The sequence below is a fragment of the Nocardia sp. NBC_00565 genome, from assembly GCF_036345915.1.
GTDB lineage: Bacteria > Actinomycetota > Actinomycetes > Mycobacteriales > Mycobacteriaceae > Nocardia.
Genome location: NZ_CP107785.1, coordinates 8,175,496 through 8,196,220, shown reverse-complemented (window position 1 = coordinate 8,196,220; position 20,725 = coordinate 8,175,496). Strand labels below are relative to the sequence as shown.

Annotated in this window: 14 protein-coding genes; 8 read left to right on the top strand and 6 right to left on the bottom strand. The window is 69.0% G+C overall.

Annotated elements, in window-relative coordinates:
• Nucleotides 1–4 precede the first annotated feature (4 nt).
• Both OG874_RS37800 and OG874_RS37795 read left to right on the top strand, forming a co-directional pair.
• Nucleotides 5–1,750, top strand: a complete 1,746-nt coding sequence (locus OG874_RS37800; protein WP_330251829.1) for an MFS transporter — start codon at nt 5–7, stop codon at nt 1,748–1,750.
• Nucleotide 1,751: 1 nt separating this feature from the next.
• Nucleotides 1,752–2,048: a hypothetical protein gene (locus OG874_RS37795; RefSeq protein ID WP_330251828.1), complete on the top strand. Its 297-nt coding sequence runs from the start codon at nt 1,752–1,754 to the stop codon at nt 2,046–2,048.
• Nucleotides 2,049–2,178: 130 nt separating this feature from the next.
• Here the strand turns inward: OG874_RS37795 and OG874_RS37790 are convergent, their stop codons facing one another.
• Together OG874_RS37790 and OG874_RS37785 are read right to left on the bottom strand one after the other, a co-directional pair.
• Nucleotides 2,179–2,706, bottom strand: a complete 528-nt coding sequence (locus tag OG874_RS37790) for an MFS transporter (RefSeq protein ID WP_330251827.1) — start codon at nt 2,704–2,706, stop codon at nt 2,179–2,181.
• A gap of 18 nt (nt 2,707–2,724) precedes the next feature.
• Nucleotides 2,725–3,258, bottom strand: a complete 534-nt coding sequence (locus OG874_RS37785; protein WP_330251826.1) for an NUDIX hydrolase — start codon at nt 3,256–3,258, stop codon at nt 2,725–2,727.
• Nucleotides 3,259–3,429: 171 nt separating this feature from the next.
• Here OG874_RS37785 and OG874_RS37780 point away from each other — a divergent pair, with 171 nt between their 5' ends.
• Nucleotides 3,430–3,702: a helix-turn-helix domain-containing protein gene (locus tag OG874_RS37780; RefSeq protein WP_330251825.1), complete on the top strand. Its 273-nt coding sequence runs from the start codon at nt 3,430–3,432 to the stop codon at nt 3,700–3,702.
• A gap of 3 nt (nt 3,703–3,705) precedes the next feature.
• Here OG874_RS37780 and OG874_RS37775 read toward each other — a convergent pair whose 3' ends face one another.
• From OG874_RS37775 to OG874_RS37760, 4 genes are all read right to left on the bottom strand, one after another.
• The gene (locus tag OG874_RS37775; RefSeq protein WP_330251824.1) at nt 3,706–4,350 is read right to left on the bottom strand and encodes an endonuclease; all 645 of its coding nucleotides are present in this window, start codon (nt 4,348–4,350) and stop codon (nt 3,706–3,708) included.
• Between the two features lie 207 nt (nt 4,351–4,557).
• Nucleotides 4,558–6,114: a dynamin family protein gene (locus OG874_RS37770; protein WP_330251823.1), complete on the bottom strand. Its 1,557-nt coding sequence runs from the start codon at nt 6,112–6,114 to the stop codon at nt 4,558–4,560.
• Between the two features lie 47 nt (nt 6,115–6,161).
• A complete protein-coding gene (locus OG874_RS37765; protein ID WP_330251822.1) occupies nt 6,162–7,976 on the bottom strand; it encodes a dynamin family protein in 1,815 nt (604 codons plus the stop codon).
• A 37-nt stretch (nt 7,977–8,013) separates the two neighbouring features.
• Nucleotides 8,014–11,664, bottom strand: a complete 3,651-nt coding sequence (locus tag OG874_RS37760) for an IniB N-terminal domain-containing protein (RefSeq protein ID WP_330251821.1) — start codon at nt 11,662–11,664, stop codon at nt 8,014–8,016.
• 289 nt (nt 11,665–11,953) lie between these two features.
• Here OG874_RS37760 and OG874_RS37755 point away from each other — a divergent pair, with 289 nt between their 5' ends.
• From OG874_RS37755 to OG874_RS37735, 5 genes are all read left to right on the top strand, one after another.
• A complete protein-coding gene (locus tag OG874_RS37755; protein ID WP_330251820.1) occupies nt 11,954–13,768 on the top strand; it encodes an Hsp70 family protein in 1,815 nt (604 codons plus the stop codon).
• On the top strand, nt 13,768–16,602 hold the full coding sequence (locus tag OG874_RS37750; RefSeq protein WP_330251819.1) for a LuxR C-terminal-related transcriptional regulator: 2,835 nt from the start codon (nt 13,768–13,770) through the stop codon (nt 16,600–16,602). Before OG874_RS37755 ends, OG874_RS37750 begins: the two co-directional genes overlap by 1 nt.
• 44 nt (nt 16,603–16,646) lie before the next feature.
• On the top strand, nt 16,647–17,768 hold the full coding sequence (locus tag OG874_RS37745; protein WP_330251818.1) for a hypothetical protein: 1,122 nt from the start codon (nt 16,647–16,649) through the stop codon (nt 17,766–17,768).
• 167 nt (nt 17,769–17,935) lie between these two features.
• A complete protein-coding gene (locus tag OG874_RS37740) occupies nt 17,936–19,300 on the top strand; it encodes a S1 family peptidase (RefSeq protein WP_330251817.1) in 1,365 nt (454 codons plus the stop codon).
• Nucleotides 19,301–19,525: 225 nt separating this feature from the next.
• Nucleotides 19,526–20,725, top strand: coding sequence for a S1 family peptidase (locus tag OG874_RS37735; RefSeq protein ID WP_442943193.1), 1,200 nt, complete (start codon nt 19,526–19,528; stop codon nt 20,723–20,725).

Genomic DNA, 20,725 nt, shown 5'->3' with positions numbered 1-20,725 from the left:
TCCCGTGGATACCGACATCGCCCCCGACGCAGCAGCCCCACCACACCTCGACCCACGCCGCTGGATCGCCTTCGCGGTCGTGCTGGCCGCCGGATTCATGGATCTGCTCGACGTCACCATCGTCAATGTCGCGGTGCCGAGCATCCAGACCGATCTCGGCGCGCAGTACTCGCAGATCGAATGGATCATCGCGGCCTATGTGCTGGCCTTCGCCGCGGTGCTGATCACCGGCGGCCGACTCGGTGACATCTACGGCCGCAAACGCATCTTCCTGATCGGCATGACCGGATTCACGCTGGCCTCGGCCGCGTGCGGATTCAGTTCCGATCCGACCATGCTGATCACCTCCCGGTTCGTCCAGGGCGCGATGGCCGCGCTGATGGTGCCGCAGATCCTCGCGATCATCCGAACCACCTTCCCGCGGGACGAACGCGCCAAGGCCATCGCGATCTACAGCGGCGTCGGCGGCTCGGCCTCGGCGGTCGGCCTTTCACTGGGCGGGCTGCTGGTGCAGTGGGATCTGTTCGATCTGGCCTGGCGGCCGATCTTCCTGGTCAATGTGCCGGTCGGTATCGCGGCGCTGATCGCGGCCACCGTTGTAATGAAGGATTCGCGCTCCACGACCGCTAGCGATGGCTTGCCGGTCGCTCGAAACAGCACAGCGGCCAGGCTCGATCCGATCGGCATGGTGCTGGCCATCTCCGCGGTGCTGCTGCTGGCCTATCCGCTCACCGAGGGTCGCCGATTGGGCTGGCCCGCATGGACTTTCGTCATGATGGCGGGCGCGGCCGTGGTCTTCGCGGTATTCGTCGTCTTCGAGCGGCGGCGGGCGCGGACGGTCGGTTCCCCGCTGATCGACCTGGATCTGTTCCGGTCCCGTCCGTTCGCGGTGGGGCTGGCGAGCTGGTTGCTGTTCTGGATCGGGCTCGGCGGGTTCTTCCTGGTGTGGACGCTGTTCATGCAGGCGGGTCTGGGCTGGTCGGCGATGCGGGCCGGGCTCACCGCGGTGTTCTTCGCGGTCGGCGCGGGCATCGGGGCCGGGGTCTCGGTGAGTGCGCTCGCACCGCGCTTCGGACGCATCGTATTGGTCGCCGGTGGTCTGGTGAACGCCGCCGGATTCGGACTGTACGGGTGGCTGGCCGCGCATTATGGTGCGTCGATCGCGTCCTGGCAGATGGTGATTCCGCTGATCGTCACCGGCATCGGATTCGGCATGGTGGTCGCGCCGACCATCGACCTGCTGCTCGGCCAGGTGCCCGCGCGGGCGGCCGGGGCGGCGTCGGGCCTGCTCAATACCGGGCAGCAGCTCGGCACCGCGCTGGGTGTCGCGCTGGTCGGCGTCGTGTTCTTCGGTCAGCTGGACCATGATTCGGCGCGCGGCGTCGAGGCGGTGACGCCGCAGGTGCGCACCGAGCTCACCAGCATCGGCCTGCCGGAACCGGCGCAGGACCAGATCATCGCGAATTTCCTTGCCTGCGTGCGTGATCGGTCGGCGGAGGTGGATCCGACCGTGGTGCCGGCCAGTTGCCAGCTCTCCGATCCGGGCAATTATGCTGTGGGACAGGTGCTTACCGCTGCGGGGGAGCAAGCCAACGCGGTGAATTTCGCCAACACCTTCGAATACACGCTGTGGTACGGGATCGGCCTACTGTCCGTGATGTGCCTCGGCTTCCTCGCGCTGCCCAGAAACGCCCGGCTCGAGCACCATGAAATCGATGATCCTTTGGAATTGCTACCGACAGGAGTCTGAGATGAAAGTACTTGCTATCGGCCGCGGACAAGAGGTCGTGGACGCCGCGACCAAGTTGTTGCGCGCCAACGGATTTGCCGCCATCGGCGCGGTCGCCGACACGGACGCGCTGCACGCCCTCGACACCGGCGAGATCACCAATCTGATCATCGGCGGCGGGGTGGAACCGGATTCCCGCGCGACCCTCAAGCAGAAGGCGGCCGCACAGCACGTCACCGTGCACGAAGCGCGACGCGGCGGCCGCGGCATCACGGAGTACCTGAACGAAGTAGTGATCCCGACGCTGGAGCGTCAGTAAGACCCAGACGGCGGCTCCCTCGTTCGCGAGGGCGCCGCCGTTCCGACGGTGACCATCGTCGCGTAGTTGATATCGCCGACGTAGGCGTCGAATTCACCGCGGATGTCATCGAATCTTGTTGTTGTGATGGTCATTTCGAGACCACCGCCGGGTTCGACCGCTCATCGGAGGTGAGGTCACGATCGGATGGCGCGGTTCGGCGGAGCCCGAATATGGCGACGACGGATGCGAACGCGGCGGTGATGACGGGGACGATCAATGCGGTTCGGAGGGCGTCGATTTCGGCAGCTCCGGTCGTCATCGCCGCGACGTCGACTGCGGTGACGGCCGACACGCCGAGGGCGAAGCCGAATTGGAAGGCGGTGTACAGCAGGCCGCTGGCCAGGCCCTGATCCTGTTCGGCGATCCCCTCGGTGCCCGCGATGGTCAGCGGCCCGTAGACCAGCGCGAAGGCCACGCCGAGCAACAGCAGCGCCGGGAACATTGCGGCGTAGGTTCGGTCCAGGTCGGTCGGCAGGAACATCGCGTAGGCGAGTACCGCCAGCAGCACACCGCCGAAAACCACTCGGGCATTGCCGAATCGGTCCACCAGCCGCGGGGTCAGCACCGGTGCGAGCACGCGCCGCCGCGAACTGGCCCTCGGCTGCGGCGACGACACCGTAATCGGTTGTCGAGCTCAGCCGAGATGGCGGTCGCGGTCGGGCTGACGGTCGAGCCAGGAGGGGACGGCCGCCGCGGCCCCCTGCTGTACCAGGGTGGATTCACCGTGTTCGAGATAGACGGCGTGGCCCTCCATACGAGCGCGGAAGGCTTGCCAGATACGCCGGGCGTGGGGCGGGCGGACGAGGGTGTCGATGGTGTCCACGCGCACCCACTGCCAGCGGTCCAGCTCGCTTTTGCGCAGCTCGATGGCGGATCCGTCGCCGAGCTCGCCGCAGTCGAAGATGTAGCGGATCATCTCGCCGTCGGCGGGCGCGGGCGCCCAGTCGTGCACCAGCAGTCGCCCCGGCGGGCGGTCCAGGCCGAGTTCCGCGCGGATCGCGCGGCGACAGGCGGCCGCGGGCGATTCGCCGGGTTCGACGAAACCGCCCGGAATCTCCCACCAGCCCGTTTCGATCACATGCACCAGCAGCACCTCCTCGCCGCGCACGAACAGAGCTCCCGCGGCCAGTCTGACCTGGGCGAACGATTGCTCATCACGGTCCGGCATCGCCTCACGACCTTCCTTCGCTAGATCCGGAAATCAGCGGGTTCGGCGCGGTTCCCTGCGTGCGGCATCACCGGCTGCGACGATGGGCACGGTCTCTCCACTTGTACACCGTCGCCACCCGTTCGCGCAGCACACACAGATACTCGAATCGCTCGAGAAGGTGGGCTCAGCATGGCCGAAAAAATCTTCGACATCGTATGGGACGCGGTCACCGACACCACACGCGATGTCGAGAACATGCGGCTGCGGTCGCAGCTGATATTCGAACTGACCGACCGGATCGCCGCACAGGGCTGGAGTCGGGAGGCGGCCGCCGAGCACCTAGGCGTGACCGCCCCGCGGATCTCCGATCTCCTGGGCGGTAAGACGCACCTGTTCAGCCTGGATGCGCTGGTCAATATGGTCGCCGCGGCGGGTATGCGGGTGCGGGTGCAGATCACCTGAGCGTCAGCTGGTGGCGGCGCGGACCTGTTCGGCGATCTCGTTGTCCAACGTGACGCGGACCAGTGCGGCGGCCAACTCGGCGGTGTGATTTTCCGGAGCCAGATCAGCGAGCCGATCCGGGTCGGTCGGCAGCTCGACCCGCTCCGCGCCGCGCAGGGCGCGTTCGTCGAAATGTGGTCGAGCCCAGGTCCATATGTCTTGGACCTCGCGCAAGAAGATATCGCTGCCGGTGGGGCCGATGCCCTGGAACTGTTGCAGCAGTTGCGCGGTGCGGGTCGGGTCGTGACCCGCTTCCTCGGCCAGTTTGCGCAGGTCGCCGTCGTAGCGGTCCAGGACACGCGAAGCGTTGGCACCCAGGCGCGAAGCCGTGCTTTCGTCGTAGCGTTTGTAATGCGCCCGGCCGAGGGCGTCGACCAACTCCTGCCAGTCGGCGTCGGCGACCCGGCGCGGGGTGCGATATCCGGTACTCACCAATTCCTTGGCCGCGGCCACCGCGATACCGGCGGAGATCCGGGTGCTGAGCAATTCGGCGAGCATGAGCAGTTGGAACAGCGGAGCCGGTTTATCGGCCAGGGCAATTCCGGCCTCGGCCGCGTACCCGGTGCCCGCCCGGTCCAACAATGCGTTCACCACATTCTGCTGAGTCATTGCGTTCTCCCTGGTTGGGTACTTCAGGCGTACCCCTGAGGGCCAGATCAACACGAATAATGATGTGTCATGCGTTTCCTACGAACAACTGGCCTCCGGTCTCGACGAGGCTCGCCGCGGCCTGCGCCTCTTCGAGGGCATCGACGAATGCCAACGGTCCGCTATAGCCGGAACCGCCGCCGCATCAATCGATGGTGTACACCGAAATCACTCCGGCAGCAGGCTCAATGTGCCCTCGGCACTCCGGGCCGCGGTGAGGCAGGCGGTGGTGGTGAATTGATCGGCCAGTGGGTGGCGGGCGCGGGCGCGCCACTTTCGGACCGCCGCCATGGCTTGTGCGCGTTGGATACGCGGGTCCGCGTCGAAAGGGACGCCGAGGCGCAGGTGCGGGGCGACGCCCGAGCCGCCGATCAGTCGGTGCAGTTCGGCGAGATCGTCCGCGGGCAGCGGCAATTCATCGGTGCGCAGGCGGCCGAGTAGACGGAGTTCGGCGAAGCCGTGAACGTCGGCGAGCAGCGTATGGACGCGCGGTAGCAGCTGGTCGGCGGGGGTGCCCGGATACGCGGTGAGGACGCGGGCCAGGGCGGTCAGTGCCGAGTGGGCCTTGAGTTGGTCGGCGCGCTGGGCGAATTGGACGTCGAGCACCGAGCGCAGTTCGTCGACGCCGCTGCGGTTGGTCAATTCCGCGGCCAGCGTGGCGGAATCGCGCACCCCGAGCCGGATCAGCGTGACCGCCATGCGGATTCCGAACAGGCCGAAGCGTTCGGCGAGTTGGGCACGGAGTTCGGGCGGAACCGGCAGCACGATATCGGGGCGCGCGAAGCGATCGGCCGAGAGCAGTGCGGCGCTCAGTTCATCGACCGGAACCTGGGCCAATGCCTCGAAGGCGGCGAATTCCTGTTGACGCAGGGTCGCCGCGGCGAACGCGAGGAGACCGGCGACCGGAATCACGGCCTGGCACAGCCCGGTTCGCTCCAGCTCTCCGGCAAAGCGCACGGCGACATCGCGCGCGGAATGCAGTGCGTCGATCCGGCCTGCCCCGATCTCGTCGGCGCGCGAGACGACCCCGATCACCCCCAGCGGACCCGAAATGCCCTGTGCCCCAGCCGCTCCGGCACCGACCTGTTCGAGGAAACGAACGTCGGCCTCGTCCAGCCTACGTAGCAGATACACCACGGCGTCGGCCCCGGGAATCGACACTCCCGCCATATCGCGATCGTCGTCGTCGGGCGTGAGCAGTCGCGCGGTGCGCAGCGACACCTCCCGCGACAGCGACGACGTCCCCGGGGTATCGATGATGGTGGTATTCGCCAGTGCGGCGGCGGGCCACTCGACCTCGAGATGGTCGACCTCGCGCGGGCCCGGCGCGTTCCAGTTCAGTCGCTCCAGATCGAAGGTCAGCCCGTGCGTGCCACTGCCGCGGCGTACCACCACATTCGCCGTCGAGCCATCTGGCGCGTATGCCGTGACGCTCGGGGTCGAGCCGTTGCGGTACCAGGTGACCACGCGGGTGCACTCAGTCGCATCGGTCGGCGCGATGTCCTGACCGACCAGGGAGTTGAGCAGGGTCGACTTGCCCGCCTTCAACGAACCCGCCAGCGCCACCCGCAGCGGTTGATCCAGGCGTCGGGCACAGTCGGCGAGCAGCGCACGCGGCCGCGGCTCGCGCGGAAAGGCCTGCCTGGCCGTGGCGACCAGCTGATGCGCCTCGGCGACGATGCCGGGCGCCCGCCGGGCGTCGTGCCGGGTCACGTCTCTTCTCACGGGGTTACCGTACCGGCGTCCCATTCGCTCGGCGCGGCGATGGCCGGTTACATAGCGTCCGCATAGCGACGCAGCTCGGCGACCACCCGCAGCTGCCGTTCGAGCACCGCGCAGCGCTCGGCCCGCCGCGCCGCCTCCATATTCGCGGCCTCCTGGGTGGCGCGCAGCGAATCGTCGATCGATCGCAGGCTGCGTTCCGCGATACCGGTGTAGTGGTCGCGCAGCGCGCGATGGATACGGTGCAGCCGATCCTTGGATTCCTTGGCCGCGTGGAAGGCCACATCGTCGATGAAGCGCCGGATGGCGACCTTCGCCTCGTTGCGGCGCCGGGCCAGCCTGGCCTGCTTGTCATCGCGGAAGGCCTTGCCGCCCACCAGCACACCGGCGCCGATGGAGATCGGATTGAGCATCGCGAGTCCGGCGAAGGTGGTGGCGAGGCCGACCATCAGCACGCCACCATAGGAGCCGCGCATGCCGACCAGGATCTTGCTGCCGAAGCCGATATCGGGCTCCAGATCGGCGAGGGTGCCCGAGTCGGTTCGGGTGCCTTCGGTGTGCAGGCCGGAGCTGACATCGGGCAGGTCGACCGCGCCGAGTTCGGCGAAGTGTTCGGCGACCCGCTCGGCGAGCTCGACCGCCCGGGTATGCGTCCAGAGCAGGTTGTCGCCGAGCGCGGTGTCGATATCGCCGGTGAGCCATTCGGTGATCCGGTCCCAATGCCGGCCCGGGTCGTGGCCATCGATCCACTCCTCGCCGGTTCTGGCGATCTCGCGCAGGCGGTCGCGCAGATCGTGATCGACATCGCCCGCCAGGTCGGTGATGCCGTCGGAGAGGGTCAGCTGCCAGGCCGAGGTGCGTCGGTGCAGGTCCTCAGCCGCGGTTTTCGCCGACTGCAGCTCACGAACCGCCATCGCGCCCTGGCGGGGATCGCGCAGCGCGACCAGTTCACTGCCGAGTGCTAGCGCCAAATGCTCTGCGGCCGACTGGATATCGTGGGCTACCGCGAGCCGGGTGGCCGCCTGATCGCGGGCCACTACCTGATCGCGCAGGAACTGATACAGCGGGCCGAAGCCGGATTCGAGGCCGAGCTGTTGGTCCTGCAGGCGCATCGCGTGGCCGCGCAGTAGCGCGGAGACCGGGATGATGGGGACCTCGACCCGCGCGCGGGCCAGATGGCCCTGATCGGCCTGATGGACCTGACGCCAATGCGGATACAGGTCGGTCTTGGTGAGCAGCAGTGCGGTGGTCGGGCACAGCTCGCGGACCTGGCGGAGGAAGGCCAGTTCCGGTTCGGTGATTTCGGTGGACGCGTCGGACAGGACCAGGACCGCGTCGGCGGTCGCGACCATGCCGAGTACGCCTGCCGCATAAGAACTTCCGTGCCCGCCGACGCCGGGGGTGTCCACCAGGACGATACCGTCGGCGAGCAGCGGATTCGGCAGCTGGATCTCGATGCGCAGCACGCGGCGGCCGTGTGCCTGCGGCGTGCGCGCGGTGATGGTGCCGATCTCGTTGACCGGCAATGGAACTCGTGCTTCCTCGCTACCACTCGGACCGGCGAGGACGAGTTCCGCGCGCGGTTCGGGGCCGTGCGCGAGCAGGGTCGGGACGGCGGTGGTCGCGTCGTCACCCACCGGGCAGACCTCGAGGTTCAATAGTGCGTTGACGAAACAGCTCTTGCCCTGGCCGAGCTGGCCGGCGATCACGATGCGGCGCCGCGGATCGCGGACCCGGTCGGCCGCCACTTCCAGGCGACCGACCAGATCATTGCGACCCGCGGCCCGCGCCGCGGCGATGGTTTCACCGAGTACCGAAAGCAGCGGTACCGCAGGTGGTTGAGCATTGACCGCCGGTGTCCCCATCGAACCTCTCTCCAGAACGATATCTGTGGCTACCTAGTTAGTGCAGGAAGGCGTCGCCCGCGATATCGCCGCCCGCATGTGCGCCCAGATCGGTCCCGGCATGCGTATCGGAGAACAACCCGGTATCGCTGTGCCCGGTGACCGAGGTGTCCAGGTGCGAACCGGCCGAACTGTCGAGTCCGGAACCGAAGGCGCTCGAAACATCAAGCGACGACCAGGTATTCGCGGTGGACCCGACGGTCGAGGACGCGCCGCCGGTCAGCGTCGAACTCGCGTGACCACCGAGATCCGCGGCACCGTCCGCGCTCCCCTGCGTGGCACCGCCGACCGAGCCGCCGGAGTGCACCGTGGTGTCGACGCTCGACGAAAGCCCACCGCCGAGACCAGCATTCGCGGACCCGTCGAGACCCGTGGAAAGCCCTGTCGACACACCGGTTCCGGCGTGCACACCGCCGTCGACCGCGCCGCCGATTCCGGAGGAAAGACCAGTCTCCAGGCCCGTACCGAGCTGCGTTCCGGCGTCGACCGTGCCCTGCAACCCCGTCGACACGCCGCCGCCAGCGCCGGCAGCCGCACCGAGTCCGGTGGACAGCCCCGTCTCCAGACCGGTCACCGCGTGGCCACCGGCATCAACAGCACCACCCACACCTGTGGACAGCCCCGTCTCCAAGCCGGTCACCGCATGGCCACCAGCATCAACAGCACCACCCACACCTGTGGACAGCCCCGTCTCCAAGCCGGTCACCGCATGGCCACCAGCATCAACAGCACCACCCACACCTGTGGACAGCCCCGTCTCCAAGCCGGTCACCGCATGGCCACCAGCATCAACAGCACCACCCACACCTGTGGACAGCCCCGTCTCCAAGCCGGTCACCGCATGGCCACCAGCATCAACAGCACCACCCACACCTGTGGACAGCCCCGCACCGAGACCGCCACCCGCGTGCACGCCGCTGTTGAGCGCACCACTCAAACCGGATGACAGACCAGCACCGAGATCAGCGCCTGCCTGTGCACCACCGCCCACGCCGGTGGACAATCCGGCACCCAGATCGGCGGCTCCGCCGATCGCGCTGGAGAGCCCGGTCGTGGCATGTGCACCAGCGTCGACAGCGCCACCGACCCCTGCCTCGACATCCGACCCAACCTGCGTGGAGCCATCGAAAGCACCACCCAGACCGGTCGACAACCCACCCCCGAGATCGGCTCCCGCCCCCAGCGCGGCGCCGACCCCCGTGGCCAGACTCGATTCCAGCCCGGTCGTCACCTGAGCACCGGTACCGACCGCGGACGACGCTCCGCCCGACACCCCGGTCCCCAGCCCCGCACCGGCATCCAGCACACCACCGACACCAGTAGCCAACCCGCCACCGAGCTCACCACCCGCCTGCGCCCCCGCCCCGAACGCTCCTTCGATCCCAGTCGCCGCCTGCGCCCCCGCATCGACAACCCCGTTCAACCCGGTGGCCACCCCGCCACCCACACCGGCCCCAGCTCCCGCAGCCGCACCGACCCCGTTCGATACCCCCGCCTCCAGACCAGTCCCCACCTGCGCACCAGCATCAACGGCACCGCCGAGACCAGCGGACAGATCGGCACCCAAATCGGCACCAGCCTGAGCACCACCAGCGATCCCCGTGGACAGCCCCGTCCCCAGACCACCAGCCGCTTCGCCACCAGCATCAACTGCACCGCCGAGACCCGCAGACAAATCAGCACCGAGATCGGTCCCCACCTGCGCACCACCGCCGACAGCACCACCGAGTCCGGTCGACAGCCCGGTCCCCAGACCACCGGCAGCCTGCGCACCAGCATCAACAGCACCGCCGAGACCGGTCGACAGGCCCGCACCAAGGTCAGCACCCGCCTGAGCACCACCACCAAGCGCGCCACCAACTCCGTTGGACAGCCCGGTCCCCAAACCACCAGCAGCCTGCGCACCGGCACCAACAGCACCGCCAAGACCCGCAGACAAATCGCCACCGAGATCGGTCCCCACCTGCGCACCACCGCCGAGACCGGTCGACAGGCCAGCACCGAGATCAGCACCCGCCTGAGCACCACCGCCGAGCGCACCACCGATCCCCGTGGACAGCCCCGTCCCCAGACCACCAGCCGCTTCGCCACCAGCATCGAGAGCACCGCCGAGACCCGCAGACAAATCGGCACCGAGATCGGTCCCCACCTGCGCGCCACCGCCGACAGCACCACCGAGTCCGGTGGACAGCCCGGTTTCCAAGCCACCGGCAGCTTGCGCACCGGCATCAACAGCACCGCCGAGACCGGTCGTCAGGCCCGCACCGAGATCGGCACCGGTCTGTGCGCCGCCGCCGATCGTGCCGCCGACACCTGTGGACAGATCCGCACCCGCCTCGGTTCCGGCATTCACCGCACCCGCCAAACCTGTGGACAACTCCGTGTTCAGGTCGGCCGTGGTACCGATTGCGGTCGAGAGACCGGTGTCGATTGCACCACCGAGGCCTGCCTCGAGGCCCGAACCAACCTGCGCACCGGCATCGACCGCACCATTCAGGCCGGTCGAGAGACCGCCACCCGCGTCGATATCGCCGCCGAGGCCGGAGCCGACCTGCGCACCGGCATCGACGGCACCATTCAGGCCGGTCGACAGGCCACCGCCGAGATCGGCACCGGCATCGACAACACCACCGAGTCCGCTGGACAACCCTGTCTCCAGGCCCGAGATCGCTTGCGTCCCGGCACCCACCGTGCCGCCGAGTCCGGCTCCCAGCCCGGCGCCCACCTGTCCGCCCGCATTCACCGCACCGCCGATCCCGGCCGCCGCTTGTGCTCCGGCATCGGCGACTCCGCTGAGGCCGGTGGACAGGCTCGCGCCCAGGTCAGTACCCGCGCCGATGACGCCGTTCAGGCCGGCGCCGAGGTCGGCTCCGACCTGTCCACCCGCATCGAGGGCACCCCCGAGGCTCGTCTCCAAACCTGAAATCGCTTGTGCACCCGTACCGATAGTGCCGTTCAACCCCCCGCCGATAGCGGCGTCCAGCCCGGTGCCGACTGCCGCGCCCAGGCCGGTGACGAGCTGCGTTCCGGCATCCACCGCGCCTTGCAGGCCCGTGCTCAGACCGGCGCCGAGGTCGGCTCCGGCCTGCGCCGACCCACCGAGGGCAGCGCCGAGGCCCGCGGTCAGGCCGGTGACGGCTTGTACACCGGCATCGACGGCGGCGCCGAGTCCGGCGGTCAGGCCCGCGCCCGCGTTGACGATGCCGCCGAGGCCGGTCGCCACTCCCGCACCGAGGTCGGCGCCCGCCTGCAGGCCCGCACCGATCGCACCGTTGAGGCCGGTGGCCAGATCGAGACCGGTGCCGATATCGAGGCCGAGGTCGGCGCCGAGGTTGATATCGGTGCCGAGGTTCACCCCGGCATCGGCCGCCGCGCCGACGCCGACCGCGGCGGCGGTATTGGCGCTCGCGGCGGCCGCGGCACCCGCGTCGGCGGCGCCACCGGCCGCCACGATCGCCGACAGCTGCGAACCGCCCGCGATCAGGGCCGATTCGGCGACCATGGGGGCGACGGCGGCGATGTCCTCGGGCGTGACCGCGGGCAAACCGGCAGCTGCCAGCGCCTGTCCGGGGTTCGCGCAGTAACCCACCGCGGCCTCAGGGTCACGGAGCAGGTTGAGGATGAACTCCAGAATCGCGTTGGGTGTCATCGAAATCATCTCCTGGATGAGCGGACCCGTGCGGTCCGCAGTCGTTGGAATGCATTTCACGCTAGGTACGTCCGGCGTTACTTCGAAACGGGGCGCGCCCCTACTGCGCACCGCACGACTCGGTTAGGGGTACGCGAACCATTAGGGGAATTTCCCCGCACCTTCCCCGACTCGGTAACGGCGGACGCCCAGCAACCGACAGAAGTGTTGCGGCTGGCAGGTCTACTCCGCCTTCTCGACCAGACAACAGCGACTACCGGACCACACAGTTTTCGAACGGGGTTCTCGAATGACAGAGCGTGTGGCGCTCGGCATAACTGTCGGAGCGTCGAATTCGGTCGCCGTGGCGACCCCGGGGGACGGCAGCGATTACGACAGCGGCCACTCCGGTGGCACTGTCATCACCCATCCGAGCGTGCTGCGCTTCGCGGCGGACGCGGCGCCCACATTCGGCAGCAGCGCCCGCCGCACCGGCCGGCACTCCAGCGACGTCGTACTCGAGGGCTTTCTGGCGCGGGTCGGCGATCCGGTCGATATCCTCGCCGAAGACGGAACCGCCCACTCCGCAGCGGATCTCGTGGCCACGGCCGTCACCTGCCTGATCGACGAGATCGGCCCCGGTGCGGCGCGAGCCACGGTCGCCTGCCATCCGGCATGGTGGTCGCGGCACACCGTCGACGTCCAGCGGGCCGCACTGGATCGAGCTCGCCTGCGTGAGGTGACGCTTGTCCCGGAGCCGACCGCGACGATGCGATGGCTCGAGACCGCACACGGCCCGCTCGGCGACGGCGCGGTGGTGGTCTACGACCTCGGCGCATCCGGCCTGACCGTCTCGGTGGTGCGCACCGGTGACCAGGCGGCCGTACTCGGCGCACCACTGCGTTCTACCGATGTCGCCGGCGCGGAATTCGATCTGCTGACCATGCGCTATGTCCTGGCTAACGCCATGCGGGGAAATGAATTCGATCCGTTCGATCCGGTGATCGAACGGGAATTGTCGGCATTGCGTGAACGCTGCCGATATGCGAAAGAAGAGCTTTCCACAAATACCGCGACCGTCGTCCCGGTCCGTTTGAACCCGGCCGATCACCACGCCGAAAACATCCGACTGGTGCGCGGCGAACTCGAGGATCTGCTGCGCGGGCCATTGCTGACCTCGATCGAGCTGATCCGCGACGCGGTACACCGCGCCGGACTCGATATCGGCGATATCGGCCGGGTGTTGCTCGCCGGTGGCGGCGGCGCGATCCCGCTGGTGGCCGAGTTGATCTCCACCGAATTCGGACTGCCCGTGGTCGCGGCCCCCGAACCGCAGCTGACCAGCGCGCTCGGCGCCGCGGCACTGGCCGCGGATCTGCTGGCGGCCACCGTGGATCGCACCCCGGTGGCGGCCATCGCGGCGGGCATCGCGAAGACCGAGGAACTGCCCACTGTGCCGCGGGGCGCCGAGCGGGTCGCCCGCCCGACCGGCAGCCCGATGACGAACGGCGGGCGCGACACCGTTGTGCACAACCCGACCTTGCCGAGTACGAGCGGCCGGTCCCGCCGCAAACTCACCGGCCGCCAGCGCGCCGCCATCGTCGCGGGCGCGGCGCTGGTGCTCGGCGTGCTCGCTACCGGCACGGTCGCGCTCGGCACCGGCGCGCAGTCGACCACGAACCAACCGGCCGGCACCGATCAAACGACCGCACCGGGCGCCTCGGCCGTCGCCGCGACCACCGACGGCAATCCCTCGGGCCCCGTGACCTCGGCCGCGATGGATTCGCCCGTCGGCAGCCCGAGTCAACCGAAATCCGGTGCGGGACAGCCGGGTTCCCCCGCCGCGACCACCGTCGCCGTGGTGAACAGCCAGCCCACACCAGGACAGACCGCCGCCGGCCAGCCTGCCAACGGCCAACCCACCCAGAGCCAACCGACGCAGAGCCAACCGACGCCTGCCCAGCAGCCGTCCGCGGACACCCCCACGCCACAGCCACAGCCCACGACGCAGCCGCAAGTTCCGACCGCGCCATCTCTTCCGGGCGTGGACACCCTCGGCAACGCGGTAGAAGACACCGTCGGCGGCGTCGTATCCGTCCTGCCCAAGATCCCCGGAGGCAGATGATGAGTGATATCGCCTTCGAGACGCTGCCCGACGCACGAGAGATCTTCCGTGAGTTGGACTCCGCCGATCACCAACCGATCGTCTATCTCATCCGCGGCCGCTCCGGCTCGGGCAAATCCACCCTCCTCTCGGTGATCCGCGCCCGCCTACGCGCCCATGGTGTCCCCTTCCGAGACGACCCGGCAATGCCCGAACGTTCTGCGGCACAGGTTGATTCATCCGACGGGGCACACGCGACACTGGGCGGCAGCACGGCTGGCCCACACCGCACCGCCACAACGGACCGCGGCATCGGAGCACACAACACCGACGGAACACACCGCAGCCACGAAACCCGACCCGGCCACGCACCCGGCGCTGTCGATGTGCCACACGTCAACGACAAACCGCCCGCCTACGGCAGAACCCGCGCGAGCGATAATGGGTACAAGACAGGCTCTCGCCCCGACAATGGGTCGCACCCGGGCTACCGTCCGACACCCAACTCCCCCGATGACGCACACCCGCGCACCGATCCCCGCCCGGCCCTGATCATCGACAACGCCCACACCCTGAGCGAATCCGATCTCGAATCCCTCTGCGCGACCATCGAATCCGGCCGCTGCACGGTCATCGTCGCGACCCAGCCGCGCCCGCACGACGCACGCCTGCGCACACTCGCCGATACCGTCGCCCGCCGCGGCCGCGTGGTCGACCTGCGCGCCCTCGGCGTCTCCGATATCGCGCCATTCGCCCGCGAACTCGGCATGGCGGTACCGCGCCCGGTCGCCCAGCACATCCACCGGCAGACCGCGGGCAGCCGCGGCGGTGTGGTCGCCGCATTGACCGCCGCCTGCTCGGCCCGGCTCGACGCCGGTATCCATGCCGTCGACGATTCCGTGACCGCGTGGGCCCGTGCCCTTTTGGACAACCTCGAGCCGGACCTGCTGGAGACCCTGGTGGTCGCCACGACCGGCACCGGACTGGATTCCAGCGAACTCACCGAGGTCCTCGGCGTGGAATCCGCTGCGGCCCAGGTCCTTATCGATCGAGCCAGGGCCAGCGCCCTGGTCACCGATGCCGATCTGCTGCTCGAACCGGCCGTCGGACCGCTGCGCACCCTGCTCGGCGACCGTCGTTTCGTCGCGGTCCAGCGTCGACTGCTCAATGCGCGACTGGACGCCGGCCTGCTGCGCGATCACACCGCGCTGCTGCTCGCCGAGTCCGGTGTCCGCGATCAGCGACTTGCCGAATTCCTGTGCGCCGCAGCCGAAAAGGCGGGCCGCGAGGCCGTCCGCTACTACGCCGCCGCGGCGGCCACCGGCGCCGATCCCGACCTCATCGCGCTGCGCTGGGCGGAGGCGGCCGCGTGCACCGGCGACGGCGATACCGCCATCCGCCTGGCCGAACCGGTGCTGGCCCGCCCCGGTGTCACCGGCGCCGAACTCGCCGCGGCCGTGCGCATCTGCGCGGCGGTGCTGACCCGGCGCGGCCTGGTCGGCCGCGCCGCCCAGCTGTACTCCTGGCTCGGCGCGCATCGGGTCGGTGCGGATTGGGCGGTCGGCGCGACCGTGCTGTACCTCGCGGGTGATGTCGGCGCCGCCGCCGCGATGTCGGAATCATCGACGCAGTGGCCGCCGACGGAGGCCAACGCACACGCCCGCTTGATCGCCACCGCGCTCGCCCGCACCATCGTCGAACACGAAACCGGCACCGCCGCAGCGGTATCCGCGCTCATCCAGGCCGCGCAGGCCGATGCGGGCACCGATCGGTTCCTGCCGTGCACCGCCGCCTCCATCGCGACCCTGCTGTGCCTGAGCACCGGTGAACCGCGCCGGGCCGGTGAGGCGTTGCGCCGGGCCACCACCAGCGGCCTGCGCTGCCACCAATTACAGGTGCTCGCCGCATGGGCCGCGATGCTCGGCGGTGACGAACAGGCCGCCGCGGCCACCGTCGCCGCGCTGCAACCGGAGTCGCTCGATATCCGCGACCGCCTGCTCGCGCACGGGGTCGCGGTCGGGCTGGCCCGCCGCGGCGGCGATCACGCCGCGCTGACCCGCGCCTGGCAGGCCGCGTATCCGTTCTTCGATGATGTGGACGCCGACCTGCTCACCCTGCTGCCGATCGGCGAGCTGTGGCTCGCCGGCATCCGGCTGCGCGATGAGCGCCGGATCGCCCCGCTGGTCGATGCCTCCCTGGCTCTGCTCCGACGGCTGGACCAGCCGCCCGCCTGGGCCAATGCGTTCCACTGGTACGGCGTGCAGGCCGCGATCGCGCACGAAAGTCCGGCGGAGCTGTTGCCGCATGCCCGGCTGCTGAAGGCCGCGGCCGAAGCGGGCGACCGGCATGCCGCGATCCTCGCCGACGCGGGCCGCACCTGGGTGCTCGTGCTGCGCGGGCAGGTCGCCGCGGCACCGGTGCAGGCGGCCGTCGCCGGACTCAGCGAAATCGGTCTGACCTGGGATGCCGCCCGGCTCGCCAGTGAGGCCGCACTCGCGGCCGCCGATTCCGCGACCGCGACCGCACTGCTCAAACTGGCCAGAATCGTCCGCGCGGACGCCCGGCCGCAGGAGCCCGCGGCCCGCCAGCCCGCACCCGCCGAGTCCGCTGGCGACGGGCCGAAATCCGCACCCGAGCCGGTGGCGGACGCGGCCATCCTCAGCGAACGTGAGCGCGAAGTCGCCGAACTCGTCCTGCTCGGTCTGACCTATCGGGAGATCGGCGCTCGCCTGTATATTTCCGCCAAAACGGTGGAGCATCATGTCGCCCGTATCCGACGCCGGATCGGTGCCCGTTCGCGTTCGGAGTTATTGTCGATGCTCCGCGCCATGGGACACGGCTCGCTGCTGGTGTGAAAAGGTGCGGGCCGATCCGTGACGCCGAAGCGAGGTATTTGAGGATGGCCACTGGGGTGGGCCTGCGCATCGCCGAGGACAACTGCACAGCGGCCATCGTGACCGACAGCGGCGAACCGCAGTTCATAGTTCGCGAGTCGATCCTGCACATGTCCGACGATGGCGACACCGTGCTCGGCGGTCCGGCACCGGCCGGTCACACGCATTCGATCACCGGTTTCGCCGCCGCGGTCGGCGATCCGGCCGGCCTCACCGTCGACGACGGCGAGGCCTATCGAGCCGAGGACCTGGTCGCGACGGCACTGTTCTGCCTGATCAATCTGACCGCCGAACATCTGAACGGCGCCGCCGAGTTCTACGCGGCCTATCCGGCCGGGTGGCCGTCGGAGTACGTGCTCTCATTGCGTGACGCCCTCGACTACCTGGGCCTACGTTCGGTACTGCTGGTCAGTGAGGGCGATCTGCCCGGCAGCGACGCCGTCGCACCGGAGCTGTCCTACGCCTACGACGCCGCCCGGGCGGCGCTGGCCGCCGTGCTGGCGACCCCCGCCGGTGCGACGCCGCCGGATCCGACCGATGCCGAGAACTCGACCGTGGTCACCGACATCATTCCGGCGGTACCCGCGCCCGATGTCCAGCCGCAGGCCTACTCGGCGGCGCTTCCGGTCGCCGCTCCGCTCATCGCGGCGACCGCTGTCGAGGTGGCCGAACCCAAGCCGCCCGCGGCCCCGGCCAAGCCAGGTCGCACCACCCCGCTGCTGATCGGGGTCGCCGTCGTCATCGGATTGGTGCTCGGCGGATTCGGGGTGGCCGTGCTGTTCCGTGACACCGGCGCGACCGCGGTGCCGCCGGTGCGCGATGCCAAGTCCGACCAGGTGTCGGTGAGCCCGACCCCGCCGCAGCCGCCGGTCGATCTCCCGACCGAGTCGAGCACGACGACCGAACCGCCCATCGTCATCACCAGTAGCGAACCGGAGACGACCACCGAGGCGCCGCCGACCACCACACCGCCGACCACGGAATCGACCACCACGACACCGCCGACCACGACCCGCCCGAGCCGAACCACCACGACCCGCCCCGGAATACCCATGTGGACCGTCCCCGGCTGGACACAACAGCCGTGGCAGCAGCCGTACACGTTCCAGTTCCCACCTCCTGGCTGATTCGGTAGACACCCAGCCGGGTTTGTGCCCTAAAGTGATCCGCTGACCGGTGTTGCCGGAAAAATTGCCGACAAACTGGTCTGTTGCTGGACGAAGACTGTGCGCCAACGGATTCAGGCCATGGCCCACGGACGTAGCTGGCACACTCGTGCCGACGAAGGGACTTCATGCGCAAGTTGGTGGCGCGTAGCGCCGCGGTCAAGGCAGCCTCGATCGGATTGGCCGCGACCGTCTTTATGGCACCCTTACTCGTCACCGGCTCCGCTTCAGCCGCGCCGACCGTGCCCGCCCAGCTGGGCGCCGAGGATCTGCCGCCCGAACTGGTGCAGGCCATTTCACGGGATCTGAAGATGACGCCCGCGGAGTACCTGGCGCGTTCGGCCGAGGCCCAGCAGCTCAGCGACTATGCGCGCGACTTCCGCAATGAGCGTCCCGATACCTACGCGGGCGCTTGGCTCGGCACCGACGGCAAGCCGGTCGTCGCGGTCACCTCGGCCGATGCCGCCAAGATCGCCGCGGCCGATGGATACCAGACCAAGCTGTCCCCGATTTCGGCGAACAGCCTGGAGAACTCACTGATGCAGCTGAATCAGTGGATCAACACGCTGCCGAACGGGATCGCCCAGGCGATCAACTCCGTCGCCGTCGACTTCCTCAACAGCCAACTGGTGCTGACCGTCGCCAACACCCCGGTCGGCCACGCGCTGAACCTGCCGACCCTGATCGCCAACGTCAAGGTCATCCTCTCGCCCAACAGCGGCGGCCCGGTCGAGCGTCGTCCGATGGGCGGCGACACCTACATCACCGCGCCGACCTCGCTGAAGGACACCTCGCTGCGTGGCGTCGATGTCTGCTCGTTCGGCTTCAACAGTGTGGACGCCGCGGGCAACGCGCTGAACATCAGCGCAGGCCACTGCGATCCGAACCTCGAGAAGGACAATCAGCAGGCCGCCGTCTACCTGCCCAACATCAAGGACATTCCGAACAGCATCGAGCTGGGCAACTTCGTGCACGCCCGGCTCGGCGGCGCGACCGCGCTCGACTACTCCGTCATCAAGCTCAACGAGCGTTCGGTGCACGCCGGCATGGACCAGCCGTCGGTGCGCGGTGCCAACGGGACCACGCTGACCGTCACCGGTACCGCCGAACCGGTCACCGGCGCTCCGGTCTGCAAATCGGGCCAGTCCTCCACCTTCACCTGTGGTTTCGTGGTGGCGGATCGGGTCGAGACCCAGCTGTTCACCTCCGAGGGCGTGAGCAAGACCGTGCGCGGCTTCGCCAGCTCGGCCTGCACCCTCGGCGGCGACAGTGGCGGCGCGATCGTCACGGGCACCCTCGCCCTCGGTATCACCAGCGGTTCCAACGCGGCCGACGCACCGGACTGCAACGAGGCCAATATGGCGCTGGCGCAGTACGGCGGCACCGCCACGCTCGGCATTCCGATCCGGTCGATCCTGGCCGATATCGATGCCTCCTCGGGCGGCGGCGTCGGCAACGGCATCGAGGTGCGGACCCGGCCGAACGCCGGGTGAGAGGGCTGTCGGACACCGTATTTCCGACTTCTCGCCCTTCGGTTTCGCAGTGGGCTGAACAACACCTCGACATAAGTAGGCATAACCGGCCGGACACCTTAAGGTATGGGCATGCTCCTGCCACGTATAGGTCAGTTCCGATCAGCTGCGCGACAGACCCGGGTCCGAAAAACAGTAATCGCCGCCTCGGCGGCGATTCTGCTGTTCGGGCCGACGGCGGCAGTAGTGAACGCACAACCGGACCAGCCCGGCCTGCCCGCGGACCTGATCGCCGCGGTCGCGCGCGATCTGAAGATCTCCCCCGACGAGTACCTGCGCCGCGCCGATCTGGCGCAGCAGGTCGCCGCCTTCGCCACCACGGCGCAGCGCCAGTTCCCGCAGGCCTTCGCCGGTTCCTGGCTCGATGACGGCGGCAGGGCGGTGGTGGCGGTCGCGCAGGGCCCCGGCGCCGACGAGGCCCGCGGTGCCGCCACCTCGGCCGGGTTCGAGGTCCGCAATGTCGCCAAGAGCGAGGCGGCGCTGCGTGGTGAGAAGAGCGCGTTCGAACGCTGGCTGGAGGGTCAGCCCGAGGCGGTCTCCGCACTGGTGCGCGGTGTCGTGGTCGACCCCGTCAACAACAGCATCGCGGTGCGCGTCGAGCAGGCGGGTCTGCCGATGCCGAACTTCATCGATCCGTCGCGGGTCATCGTGATGGCGCCGCCGATCGCCGGTGAGCAGCTGCAGGCCACTCCGGTCGCCAGCGCGATGCAGACCGGCCCGCTGGCCGGTGGCGACGCTTTCGCCTCGGTCGCCGGGCGGATGTCGCTGCGCTGCTCGTTGGGCTTCAACGGCACCGACCGCGCGGGCAACGTCGTGAATATCACCGCGGGCCACTGCAATCCCGACATCCCGTCAGCGGGCAGTGCGAACGCGTCCGGCGTCTTCGAATTGGCCGGCGATCGCCCCGGCGCGCAGCTCGGCACCTTCCAGAAGTCGGTGCTCGGCGCGCAGGACTACTCGATCATCCGGATCAACGATCAGGCCAGGGACCGCTTCACGAACAACCTCGTGCGCCAGCCCGGTCAGCCCGTCGCGATCGAGGGCGTCGCGGTGCCGGTGGTCGGTGCTCCGGTCTGCAAGTCCGGTGCGCGCACCGGCTTCAGCTGCGGCATCGTCAACGCCATCGACCAGACCGTGCAGGTCGGCGATCGGGAGCTGACCCAGGCCTTCTCCGCCAACATCTGCGCCCTGCCGGGTGACAGCGGCGGCGCGATCGTCTCCGGCCGGATGGCTCTCGGCATCTCCAGCGCGTCGTCGGTGGCCGACTTCCCGATCTGCGAGATCCCGAATCTGATCGGCGCACTCACCGGCGACGCGCCCCAGCTGTTCGCGCAGCCGGTCAGCGTGGTCCTTTCGGACAATCCGGGCCTGAAGGTCAACAACTAG